8 protein-coding genes are annotated in these 12,746 nt (G+C 34.3%); 5 read left to right on the top strand and 3 right to left on the bottom strand.

Annotated elements, in window-relative coordinates; genetic code table 11:
• Positions 1–14: 14 nt before the first annotated feature.
• The 4 genes from U0D62_RS09530 (at position 15) to U0D62_RS09515 (ending at position 9,151) form a co-directional block, all read left to right on the top strand.
• Positions 15–3,239: a T9SS type A sorting domain-containing protein gene (locus tag U0D62_RS09530; RefSeq protein ID WP_322287041.1), complete on the top strand. Its 3,225-nt coding sequence runs from the start codon at positions 15–17 to the stop codon at positions 3,237–3,239.
• A gap of 444 nt (positions 3,240–3,683) precedes the next feature.
• Positions 3,684–7,439 (top strand): beta strand repeat-containing protein, encoded by a 3,756-nt coding sequence (locus U0D62_RS09525; RefSeq protein ID WP_322287040.1) that lies wholly within the window; start codon positions 3,684–3,686, stop codon positions 7,437–7,439.
• 68 nt (positions 7,440–7,507) lie between these two features.
• Positions 7,508–8,521: a hypothetical protein gene (locus U0D62_RS09520; protein ID WP_322287039.1), complete on the top strand. Its 1,014-nt coding sequence runs from the start codon at positions 7,508–7,510 to the stop codon at positions 8,519–8,521.
• A gap of 201 nt (positions 8,522–8,722) precedes the next feature.
• A complete protein-coding gene (locus U0D62_RS09515) occupies positions 8,723–9,151 on the top strand; it encodes a hypothetical protein (protein WP_322287038.1) in 429 nt (142 codons plus the stop codon).
• A gap of 67 nt (positions 9,152–9,218) precedes the next feature.
• On the opposite strand, the gene U0D62_RS09510 is transcribed toward U0D62_RS09515, so the two are convergent.
• A complete protein-coding gene (locus U0D62_RS09510) occupies positions 9,219–9,830 on the bottom strand; it encodes a hypothetical protein (RefSeq protein ID WP_322287037.1) in 612 nt (203 codons plus the stop codon).
• A 5-nt stretch (positions 9,831–9,835) separates the two neighbouring features.
• Positions 9,836–10,324 (bottom strand): RNA polymerase sigma factor, encoded by a 489-nt coding sequence (locus U0D62_RS09505; protein WP_322287036.1) that lies wholly within the window; start codon positions 10,322–10,324, stop codon positions 9,836–9,838.
• A 200-nt stretch (positions 10,325–10,524) separates the two neighbouring features.
• Here U0D62_RS09505 and U0D62_RS09500 point away from each other — a divergent pair, with 200 nt between their 5' ends.
• Positions 10,525–11,805, top strand: a complete 1,281-nt coding sequence (locus U0D62_RS09500; protein WP_322287035.1) for an MFS transporter — start codon at positions 10,525–10,527, stop codon at positions 11,803–11,805.
• 5 nt (positions 11,806–11,810) lie between these two features.
• Here U0D62_RS09500 and U0D62_RS09495 read toward each other — a convergent pair whose 3' ends face one another.
• Complete coding sequence (locus U0D62_RS09495; protein ID WP_322287034.1) at positions 11,811–12,464, bottom strand: hypothetical protein; 654 nt, start codon at positions 12,462–12,464, stop codon at positions 11,811–11,813.
• Positions 12,465–12,746: the final 282 nt, after the last annotated feature.

Genomic DNA, 12,746 nt, shown 5'->3' with positions numbered 1-12,746 from the left:
AATTCCCCCTTACCATGAAAAAACAACTACTATGGAGTTTAGTTGCCTTGTTTCTTGTTGGCAACACTTTTGATTTACATTCTCAAACAGCAAATGAATCCCTAGGAACTGCCGCTGGAGGTAATATTACTTCTGGAGACTATAATGTAATGTTAGGAGATTCTGCTGCATATTCTACCTCTTCCGGTTCTAATAATACGATGATAGGAGGAGCTGCAGGATATAACAATACTTCTGGACAAGAAAATACTTTTATTGGTAGACAAGCCGGTTTTACAAATAGTACCGGGCAAGATAATACGGCTATTGGTGATGGTGCTGGATATTTTAATACAGATACCGATGGTACTTTTATTGGTACCCATGCTGGATATAATAATACTATAGGATCAAATGTAACCTTTATTGGTGAGGAAGCTGGTTTAAACAATACTACGGGAGATGATCTTACTTTTATTGGTGAAGATGCAGGATATAATAATACCACAGGTAGTGATAACACTTTTGTAGGTCGTACAGCAGGTAGGACGAATACCACTGGATATCGTAATGCTTTTTTTGGCACCGAAGCTGGATACGATAATCGTGATGGCCATCATAATACTGCTGTTGGAGATTCTGCAGGGATTGATAACTCTACCGGTCGATGGAATACCTTTATAGGAGCAGGTTCAGGAGCTGGATCTGAATATTCAACAGGCGTTACCTTTATTGGAGCTTACGCAGGATATGATAATAATAGAACGAATAATACATCTACAAATACAAGAGCTTGGTTTAATACCTATGTTGGAGTTGGAGCTGGATCTTCTAATCGAGAGGGGTCTTACAACACTGCTTTGGGATATGGAGCAGATCAATTAGCAAGTACAGGTTACTATCCAGGAGATGGAAATGGTCCTGTAGCTGGAGGAGGTTCTAATCGTAATTATGATCGAGGTACCTATATAGGAACATTTGCTAATAGTGGAGGTGATGATATTGTAGCACTTGGATACGACGCAGAAACATTTGGAGCAAGAGCTATCTCTATAGGAGCCTATGCTGATGCCGACAATACTGATGGTATAGCTGTAGGGTATTTGGCGGATGTAACAGGAAGTAATTCTATTGGAATAGGTAGAGAGGTTAATACAACTCATAACAATGCGGTTGCGATTGGCCGGGAATCCAGTACAACATATACCAATGCGGTTGCAATTGGTAGAACCGCTGTGGCAGATACCAGTTCAATTGCCTTGGGTTATGAAGCCAATGTTTTAGGGCAATATGGTTTGGCCATTGGAGAATCAGTAACCATTGGAGAAAATATTAAATACTCTGCAGCAATAGGATATGGTGCTAGTGCCACCACTAGCAATAGCATGGTCTTAGGAGGAGTAACCAGTACAGATCGTGTAAGTGTGGGGATTGGTACCACAGCACCTAATCAAAATGCTTCATTAGAACTAGCAGACACAGATAAAGGATTACAAATCAATAGACTTACCAATGCGCAACGTACTTCATTAGAAGGAAATCTTGGGACTACAGATGAGGGACTTATCGTTTATGATAACGAAGACAATTCTCTCTATACCTGGGATGGAGCAGCTTGGATAAGTAGTAACTCTGATAATCTGGGGAATCATACGGCTACCACTACTTTAGATATGAATACAAATAATATTGATAATGTAACTAGGTTAAGTCTTGAGCAGGGAGGAGATTTGGACGGAATTCGTTTTACTAGTAATAGTGTTTATAGAATTTCATTGAGCGATGGAGTTAATTTTAAATATGGATCAGTTACAGATTTAAGTATTAAGAACACTATGAGTGGCATTGCTGGAAGAGGATGGACTTGGGGTGTAAACAATGAACTTCCTATTGCCGCTTTAGACAATACAGGTAAATTACAAATTGCTAATAGCTTAAATATTGCAGGAGCGTACGAGTTCCCGATTACTGATGGTACTTCAACACAAGTATTAACCACAGATGGTTCTGGAGCATTGACCTGGGCCACACAAACAGATAATCAGGATTTGAGCCTATCAACCAACACCCTTAGTTTAACTAATGATGCTACTTCTGTAGACTTATCAGGATATTTAGATAATACAGATGCACAATCTATATCACTCGCTACTAACACTTTGAGCATATCAGGAAATGCGTCTACAGTTGATTTATCAGGATATCTAGATAACACAGATAGTCAAGAATTATCAATAGCGACGAATACATTAAGCCTTTCAGGAGGAACTAATACGATAGATCTTTCTGGGTATCTTGATAATACGGATGCTCAGGATTTAAGTTTATCCAGTAACACTCTAAGTCTAACTAATGATGCTACCTCTGTGGACTTATCAGGATATCTAGACAATACAGATAGTCAAGAATTATCTATTGCAACCAATACATTAAGTATCTCTGGAGGAACTAATACAGTAGACCTTTCTGGGTATCTTGATAATACCGATGCTCAGGATTTGAGTTTGTCTAGTAACACTCTAAGTCTAACTAATGACGCTACTTCTGTTGACTTATCAGGGTATCTCGACAATACAGATAGCCAAGAATTATCTATTGCGACAAATACATTAAGTATTTCTGGAGGAACTAATACAGTAGATCTTTCTGGGTATCTCGATAATACAGATGCTCAGGATTTACAGTTATCGGGCAATACTTTAAGCTTGACTAATGACGCTACAACCATAGATCTTTCGGCCTATGTAAATACCGATGGACAAAACCTTACTGCTGCTACCCTAGCTGGAACTGATCTTACAATAGAAATCCAGAATGGAACTTCTGTTTCAGTAGATTTAGCTCCGTTAATTTCAACACTACAATCAGATCTGAGTACAGCACAAGGCGAAGTATCAACTTTACAAACTCAGATGACCGATGTATTGACTCGATTACAGACATTAGAAGATTGTGCTTGTGATCCTTTAGGTGTAGAGGAAAACCCAGATCAAAAAGCCAATGTTCCTATATTATATCAAAACATTCCGAATCCATTTAACCGAACCAGTTCTATAAAATATTATTTACCGCTAGGAATAAGCAAAGCAGCGATTGTATTTAGTGATGGTAGTGGTAAAGTAATATCTAATATTCCTCTGGAGGATCGAGGAGAATCGGAGTTAAATATAAATAGCGATGGCCTCGCTACTGGTGTATATTATTATACATTATACGTCGAAGGTCAAAAAGCAACAACCAAACGGATGGTTATAGAATAAGTTAGAACAAGGAAAATGTACTAAAAGTGCCGTTTTTCGGTGCTTTTTCCTTTTTGTGCCACTTTTTGACACTCCTTCCATTGTGAAAATCGTTTGCAAATGATGTACTTTTGCCAAAGTAATACCAATTCTGATTTAAAAATACTCAAAATTAAAACGTGGAGATTGTTTTTGTTTAGACAAAAAAGAAGGCTTGTACTCAGCTTGACTGGGTACGTAGGTATTGTCTAAACTACAATAAAATTTTGTTTTGAAGCATTAGTGAAAAAGAACAAAACTTAGCGAATAATTTTAAGTCAGAATTGGTATTACTGATATGACTATTTTGAATTTGATATGTTGATTTTAGGCCTTTAAGATGGATTGTCCGGTTTTTGTCCGGTATTTTTTATCAGTTCTTTATAGCAAATCAATTTCTTTGTCAAAACTTTTAAAAGCCCCCTTATGAATAAACGACTACTATGGAGTATCGCTACCTTATTCTTTTTTGGTAGCATTTACACGCAAGCGCAAATAGCTAATACCAGATTAGGTACTGCAGCCGGAGCAGCAATGACAACAGGAGATTATAATACAATGCTAGGTGATTCTGCAGCATACTCTTTATCCACAGGTTCTTTAAATGTAATTATTGGGAATGCAGCGGGGTTTAATACAACTTCATCATCAGATAATGTATTTATCGGTAGACAAGCAGGATTTACGAACACTACAGGTACTGATAACGTATTTATTGGTAAATGGGCTGGTTATTATAATACTAATACCGATAATATTTTTATTGGTACAGAAGCAGGGCGTTATAATACTACCGGTAGGGATAACGTCTTTATTGGTGAAGAAGCAGGAAGGTATAATATAGATGGAGAAGACAATGTCTTTATTGGTGAAGATGCGGGGTATAACAATACAACCGCAGATGATAATACCTTTGTGGGGAACAATGCAGGTAGAACAAATACTACAGGCTTTAAAAATGCTTTTTTTGGAAACTTCGCAGGATATGATAACAGAAATGGATATAGAAATACAGCTATAGGAGACTCTGCAGGAGTGGATATTGGTGAAGGATATTACAATGTTATGGTTGGACAGGCATCTGGAGCAGCCACAGAATATGCAGATTTTAATACGTTCATAGGTACGAGAGCTGGTTATGATAATAACCGAACAAACAACCGGGATGATGCCAATCGTAATACCTATGTGGGAGTACTTGCGGGTTCCAGTAATCGTGAAGGAGAAGATAATGTTGGTATGGGAGCTTTTGCAAGTTTTGGAGCATCTGGACAACCTACCCCTACGGTATCAATCTCGGTAGGTTCTAGAACCAATACCAGTAGAGCTACTTTTATAGGTGCCAATGCAGATGCAGGTAATCATGATGTAACCTTGATAGGATATAGTACCCGAGTAGATGGTCAATATGGTATTGCTGTGGGTACAGAAGCAGATGTTGGTAATGCAACTGCGGCCATAGGAATCGGATATCAAGCAACTATAAATGCCGCAGGAGATAACTCTATATTGATAGGTAGGCAAGGAAATATGACCGATGATCTTTCTATAGGAATTGGATATCAAACCAATGTGAGTGGAAATCAAGCCATTGCCGTTGGAGGGAATACCATAGCCCAAAACCAAGGAGCCATAGTGATTGGAGAAGGAGCGCAATCCAACGATCTTATAGACAATACTAATGGAGATCCGGATGCAATTAATAATATAGCTATTGGTACAAATGCCATTGTAAGTGCAAACAATGCCATTGCCATTGGATATGGAGCTCAGGCTACAGAAGATGACACCATGATATTAGGAGGTGCTACTAACTCTGTAAGAGTAGGTATAGGGACCAATAGCCCAAACGCATATGCTTCATTAGACCTTACAGGAAATGATAAAGGTTTGTTTATAAACAGATTGACAACAGCCCAACGTACCGGGTTAGAACCTAGATTTCCTGATTTCCCATCATCTAGAGGTATTCGTGAAACCGAAGAAGGACTAACGGTATATGATACTGATGAAAAAGCGTTATATTTTTGGAATGGTACCGAGTGGAATAGCGCAATTAAAGATAACTTAGGAGATCATACAGCTACTACTACCCTAAATATGGGGGATAATATTGTACGCTTCAATTTTGGAGAATCTAATGGAATAGAATTTAATTCTAGTGAACGATATAAAATTTCATATGGTGGAGGAACCAATTTTGACTACGGACCTGTTACTGGGGTGAGTATTAAAAATACCATGAGTACTTCTACAAATAATGGTTGGACCTGGGGACCTTATAATGCTGCTCCGGTAGCTGCGATTAGCATAGAAGGAAAAATGCAAATTGCCAATAGCCTTAACATTGCCGGAGCCTATGAATTTCCGATTACTGATGGTACAACAACACAAGTATTAACTACAGATGGCTCTGGAGCATTAACCTGGACAACACAAATAGACAATCAGGAACTTTCTTTAGCAACAAATAGCTTAGGTATTTCTGGAGGGACAACAACAGTTGATCTTTCAGGATATCTTGACAATACTGATGCTCAAGATTTGAGTTTATCCAGTAACACATTAAGCTTAACAAATGATGCTACTTCTGTAGATTTATCAGGATATTTAGATAATACAGATAGTCAAGCATTATCGTTAAGTTCAAATACCCTAAGTATTACAGGAGACACTGGAACCATTGATCTTTCAGGGTATCTTGACAATACAGATAGCCAAGAACTATCTATAGCAACTAATACTTTAAGTCTTTCTGGAGGAACAAACACTGTTGATCTTTCAGAGTATCTTGATAATACAGATACACAAGATTTGAGTTTGTCAAGCAACACCCTAAGCTTAACAAATGATGCTACTTCTGTGGATTTATCAGGATATTTAGATAATACAGATAGCCAGGAACTATCTATAACAACTAATACTCTAAGTATTTCTGGAGGAACAAATACTGTTGATCTTTCAGGATATCTTGATAATACAGATGTGCAAGATTTGAGTTTATCAAGCAACACCCTGAGCCTAACAAATGATGCTACTTCTGTAGATTTATCTGGATATTTAGATAATACAGATAGTCAAGAATTATCTGTAGCTGCAAATACCCTTAGTATTTCAGGAGGAACTAATACTGTTGATCTTTCAGGGTATTTAGACAATACGGATGCACAAGATTTGAGTTTGTCAAGTAACACATTAAGCCTGACAAATGATGCTACTTCTGTGGATTTATCAGGATATTTAGATAATACTGATAGTCAAGAATTATCTGTAGCTGCAAATACACTTAGTATTTCAGGAGGAACTAATACCGTTGATCTTTCAGGATATCTTGATAATACTGATACTCAAGATTTAAGTTTATCAAGTAATACCCTAAGCTTAACAAATGATGCCACTTCTGTGGATTTATCAGGGTATTTAGATAATACAGATAGTCAAGAACTATCCATAGCGACTAATACGTTAAGTATTTCGGGAGGAACAGCAACAGTTGATCTTTCAGGATACCTGGATAATACTGACTCTCAAGATTTGAATCTTTCAGGAAATACTTTAAGTTTAACAAATGATGCTACCTCTGTGGATTTATCTGGCTATACCAATACTGATAATCAAGAACTTTCTTTAAGTGGTAATACATTAAGTATTTCTGGAGGAACTAATACTGTTGATCTTTCTTCTTATCTTAGTTCGGACAGTCAAGATATTACTGGAGCTTCCTTATCTGGAAATGATTTAACTATTCAAATTGAAAATGGAGCGTCTGCAACCGTAGATCTCTCCCCTATTCTATCAGCTTTAGAAGCAGAAAATACAAATCAACAAGCTCAAATAGATGACTTATTAACCAGACTTGCAGCATTAGAAGATTGCGCCTGTGATCCTCTAGGTGTAGAAGAAAATCCTGATCAAAAAGCCAACGTTCCAATACTATATCAAAATATTCCTAATCCATTTAATGGCACCAGTTCTATAAAATACTACTTGCCACTTAATATAAGTAAGGCGGCTATCGTATTTAGTGACGGAAGTGGTAAAATAATTTCTAATATAACACTTGATAATCGTGGTGATAGTGAGTTAAACATCAATAGTGATGGTCTTGCTGCTGCGGTGTATTACTACACTTTATATGTAGAAGGGAGAAAAGTAGATACAAAACGAATGGTTATTGAATAAATTTCTAACTATAAAAAAATATAAAAAGCTTCCGAAGATTTACGGGAGCTTTTTATATTTTTAATCTTATGAAAGTTAACAAAATAGATTACCTCAATACTTTTTTAATTCTTCTATCTTTTGGATTAGCTTACTTCCTACCCTTTCAACTTTTTCTTTTTGCCTATGCAATTCTAGGTCCACTACACTACTTTACAGAAATTAATTGGATTCGTGACAAAAAATATTTTGTAAACAATACAAACTGGATTTATATAACTTTATCATTTGCCTTTTTACTATCCATTCCTTTTTTATTAAAATTACCATTTTTTGACACTTTACAAGATGTCCCGATTATACAAAAACTAAGGTTCACAGTCCCAAGATATCTAAATGCATTGTTTCTAATTGGTATTATTTCAGCTTTTTCATTTGTTATATTTCAAAATAAAAGACATCAATATATTATCATTTCTTTAGCTGTTATTTTGGCTATTTTGTTACACGAGATTTCAATATATCATATCATTATAGGTGTTTTTCTTCCTACTGTTATTCACGTGTATATTTTTACTGTATTTTTTATGTGGTATGGCAATCTTAAATCTAAGAGCTGGATAGGTATTTTTAATATCATATTAATGATACTCATACCTGTGATAATTATTTTTTTAACTATTGACCAAAGTATTTACAAGTTCTCAGATACCATAAAAGCTACTTATATCGGAAATAGTTTTCATCTTTTGAATGTTAATCTATCTAAAATTTTAGGGATATCTGATGGCACTACCTTCTTTTTTTATGAAAAAGCAGATCTCAAAATCCAGATGTTTATTGCATTTGCATACATGTATCATTATCTTAATTGGTTTTCAAAAACTACAGTTATAGGCTGGCACAAAAAACTAACAAAAAAAAGATCAGTTTTTATCTTAATCCTTTGGGTAGGTTCTGTTGGGTTATATTTTTATGATTACGGAGTAGGTCTATCCATATTGTTATTTTCTAGTTTCTTGCATGTATTTATGGAATTTCCTCTAAACATTATCTCTATTAAAGAAATTAGTCGCCATATCTTCTCTACCAAAAAACTCTAAAATGCCTCTCATTTTCAATTAATATTTCTCTTTTTTTTAAAACTTAAACAAACCATTATATCAAAAAAATGAAGATCTAAAATCTACATTATTAAACATATATATAGTTTATCTCAAACAGGTTTATTTGTTTTTTATTAGGTTTCTGGCTACATTGTTATACACAAAACAACTTTTTATATATAAAACAAACCAAATATTATGGAAACAACTAACAAAACACCTGTATGGTATTGGATTATTAGTATTATCGGTTTAATATGGAATATTATGGGCGTTATGGCCTATTTAGGACAAGCTTACATAACAGAGGAAGCTCTTGCCGCACTTCCTGAAGCTGATCAGAATTTTTATAATAATGCACCAGCTTGGGTTACTGCTGTTTTTGCAATAGCTGTATTTTCAGGAGTTTTAGGATGCTTGGGATTACTTTTAAGAAAAAAATGGGCAATTCCTCTTTTCTTAATTTCTCTTATCACAGTAATTGCCCAACAAGTATATAATTTCTTTATACAAGATTTTGTAGAATTAACCGGAGAAAGGTTATATATGCCAATTATAATATTTGTTTTTGCAATTTTCTTGCTATGGTTTTCCAGAAATGCAAAATCTAAAGGATGGATCTCATAGTTACACTAACTATTATACTTTTTTAAACCAGAATCATCATGATGATTCTGGTTTAATTTTATTAAAACTATTCCTCTCCGTGGATTTCTTTGATAAGGTTTTCAGCCTCTACAATATTTCTATTATAGCATTTATGTACCCATTTACTAAAAAATACCAGGAAAGCTACTCCTAAAGGAATAAATATTACTAATGGCCATATATTCTTGACTCCCGTAAACATATCCTTATCTCCTAATATTTTTGATGTTACGGGAAGAATCAAAAACATTAATATAAAACTAAGATAATATGCCACTTTTTGTACTGATTGAAACTGTTTTTTACTTTTAGCATATACCAACAATGTGTCTTTATAGCTTTTTTCTGCAAAATTAATTCTACTCATTTTAGTAATGGATTTTAGAGATAATATTGGTAATATCAAAAGGATAATTGCTGAAGCAATCCCAAATGTTATATTATACCAAGTCTCAAGTGTTTTCATATTTATTAAAATAAGTAAAGCCACACCAAAACAAATTATACCACCCATTATTTCAGGATATGCTATTCTTTTCCACTTACTTCTGTATTGTTCTTCTGTCATCATAATTATCATTTTATCTGTTAACTTTTTTTGTTTCTCTAATTGATCACTTAGATCTGACCAAACAGCCTGCATTTCTTCTAATTCCATACTCCTTATTTTTTTACAATTTGTGTCTTCAGTTTTTGTTTGATTCTAGAAATTCTCGTTCCTACATTACTAGGTGATAATCCGGTAATTGAGGCAATTTCTTCATACTTCTTACCCTCTAACAGTAGCAACATTAATCCTTTCTCTAATTCATTAAGACCTTGGATATGTGTATACAACACTCTTAATTTTTCTTCAAACGCTGTATCATATTGCTCAGTCTGTTTCATTATTACTTTATCAATTCCCACCTTATTCCCCTTTCGTTTTTCTTTTTTTAACCGGGTAATTGCGGTATTTAAAGCAACTCTATACATCCAGGTACTAATTTTAGCATCTCCTCTAAAATTATCATAGGCTTTCCATAACTGAAATACTATTTCCTGATATAGATCCTTTTGATCCTCCTGGTTATCTGTATAAATGGTAGTTATCTTAAAAATAACACCCTCATTATCTCTTATGAGCTTTGTAAATAGAGATTCTTTACTCATTCTACCTTCTTTTTCTTATTAGTATTCTCGCACTAAAAAAAATCACATATAATTTTGAATAAATTTTAAAATAACATTTTTTTCAATCAGAATTACCTTATTGTAAGGTATAGTTAAACTAAGGTTAAATACAATTTTATACTTAAAGATAACTAAGCAATCCAGGATATTTGTTTTTTAAATCCACCAAAGTTTTTTTAATGAAAAATGATCCATATGCAGCGTTACGATATAGAGAGTTCAATATTTTTTTAATCGTACGTTTTGCCATGGTATTGGCGTGGACCATGCAATTTATTGTTATTGAATGGGAAGTCTACAGTCTTACAAAAAATCCTTTATCTCTTGGTATAATTGGGCTTATGGAAGTAATTCCGGCTGTTTCGCTTGCTTTGCTCGCTGGTCATGTTGTAGATCAAAAGGAAAAGAAAAGCCTCTTGGTTAAATGTATTATTGGTTTTTCTGTTATTAGTACGGGGTTATTTATTCTTACCTTACCAAGCATTACCTCTTCTTTACCCAAAGGGATTACATTATATGGTATTTATTTTCTGGTATTTCTTGGAGGTATCGTAAGAGCGTTTTTAGGGCCAACTATTTTTTCTTTATTAGCTCTGATTGTTCCAAAAAAATTATATCCAAATGCCGCTACCTGGAGTAGTTCTACTTGGCAAATTGGTGCGGTATTAGGACCGGCTTTAGCAGGTTTTGCTATAAACCTAATAGATGTTCATTTGTCTATGTTGTTGGTTCTTGGTTGTGCAATAATTGCACTTTTTGGGACATCTCTAATTCCTAAAAAACCTATAATGAATCCTAAAATTGGTGAGCCAATCCTCATAAGTTTAAAAGAAGGGTTAAAATTTGTATTAAATACAAAAGCAATTTTAGGAGCTCTTACTCTAGATATGATTGCAGTACTATTTGGTGGAGCTGTTGCATTATTACCGGTTTTTGCACAAGATATTCTAAAAGTAGGGCCTCAAGGTTTTGGAATCCTAAGAGCAGCACCAGCAGTAGGTGCATTTATCATTATGTTCACAACGGCATATTTTCCGATAAGTAAAAAGGCAGGAATGAAATTACTGGCAGCTATATTTGGTTTTGGGATATGTATTATTGTTTTTGGAGTTTCTACAATATTTTGGGTATCCGTAATTGCATTATTCTTAAGTGGTGTAACTGATGGTATTTCTATGGTGATTAGACAGACAATTTTACAGCTTAAAACTCCTGATCATATGCGTGGCCGCGTTGCTTCTGTTAATTCTATGTTTGTTGGTTCTTCAAATGAATTAGGTGCTTTTGAGAGTGGAATAACAGCGCGATATATGGGAACCGTTACCGCAGTAGTATTTGGTGGTAGTATGACGTTACTAACAGTAGTGTTAACTGGTATTTTTTCTCCTGATTTTAGAAAATTAGATCTTACCAAGGACGTTGAAAATCAGAATGAAGAGTCAGAAAGTGATATCCCTTAGAAGGTTTATTCTTTAATAACAATCAGTGTAGCTTTTACACCGGTAGTTAAATTCCATTCATTTGCAGTAATTATATTGCCTTGATCATCATATAGATGAAACTCTGCAGTATTAGGTCCAGAAGTTCCTTGATTAAGAGCTTCTATATCAATTTTATTAAACCCTTTTACTAGGTTTATCTTGATACCTTCAAAGCTTGCTCCAAGAAAAACATTTGACCTGATTACATCATCATTTACATAAATACGAACCAAATCTCCATCTACATATTCATGATCTCTATATACTAGCTGAACAAATAAACCTCCACTTTTAAAATCTCCTAAGTATTGATCACTCTTATATTCTTCTCTTATCTCTTTATCTTTTTTAAACCATTTTGGCGTTGCCTGTGCCTGAGGAGATAAAAGACCATTATCGTTAATCATACTAAATGGTTTCTTTTCAGGATAAAGCTTTAATGAATCTCTAATCGATTTATAAAAATTAAATTGTCTATCAGGATTAGGAGTAATAAGGCTTTTGGATAAACCTAGCTCATTAGTCTTGAGATTACTATCCGCATCAATTCGAAATGAATTAGAGGTCTCTACCTGAGCCTGAATGAAGCCTCTGGTAGAAAATAATAAAACTAATATTATAATAAGTTTCTTATTCATTTCATTTTTTATGATATTGTAAAGATAAACAATCTGTAATTTCCTTACACTAGTTACTTCCAAAATCATTGTATTCTATTCGATTATAAAACAAAGACTATACCAGCAATTAGATATTACAAATCATAAGTCGATATTTTCTTTAAAAACCTACATCAGTACTTAATACCTCTAAATATACTTCATTATCAATGACATAATGTAAAATCAATATTAATACTATTTAATGTTAATAATACCCTGCTACAAAGTAATTATTTCTCCACCAAAAACATTTTTAAA

Origin of the sequence: Aquimarina callyspongiae (genome assembly GCF_034322225.1) — a bacterium.
In the GTDB taxonomy this organism is placed as follows: domain Bacteria; phylum Bacteroidota; class Bacteroidia; order Flavobacteriales; family Flavobacteriaceae; genus Aquimarina.
The sequence above is the reverse complement of the archived record's forward strand: the minus strand, read 5'-3'. Positions and strand labels throughout refer to the sequence as shown.

What these genes read in the sequence shown, in the direction of transcription:
- U0D62_RS09520 (WP_322287039.1), top strand. Translation starts at nt 7,508, where the DNA reads ATGAAAGTTAACAAAATAGATTACCTCAATACTTTTTTAATTCTTCTA.
- U0D62_RS09500 (WP_322287035.1), top strand. Translation starts at nt 10,525, where the DNA reads ATGAAAAATGATCCATATGCAGCGTTACGATATAGAGAGTTCAATATT.
- U0D62_RS09510 (WP_322287037.1), bottom strand. Translation starts at nt 9,830, where the DNA reads ATGGAATTAGAAGAAATGCAGGCTGTTTGGTCAGATCTAAGTGATCAA.
- U0D62_RS09505 (WP_322287036.1), bottom strand. Translation starts at nt 10,324, where the DNA reads ATGAGTAAAGAATCTCTATTTACAAAGCTCATAAGAGATAATGAGGGT.
- U0D62_RS09515 (WP_322287038.1), top strand. Translation starts at nt 8,723, where the DNA reads ATGGAAACAACTAACAAAACACCTGTATGGTATTGGATTATTAGTATT.
- U0D62_RS09530 (WP_322287041.1), top strand. Translation starts at nt 15, where the DNA reads ATGAAAAAACAACTACTATGGAGTTTAGTTGCCTTGTTTCTTGTTGGC.
- U0D62_RS09495 (WP_322287034.1), bottom strand. Translation starts at nt 12,464, where the DNA reads ATGAATAAGAAACTTATTATAATATTAGTTTTATTATTTTCTACCAGA.
- U0D62_RS09525 (WP_322287040.1), top strand. Translation starts at nt 3,684, where the DNA reads ATGAATAAACGACTACTATGGAGTATCGCTACCTTATTCTTTTTTGGT.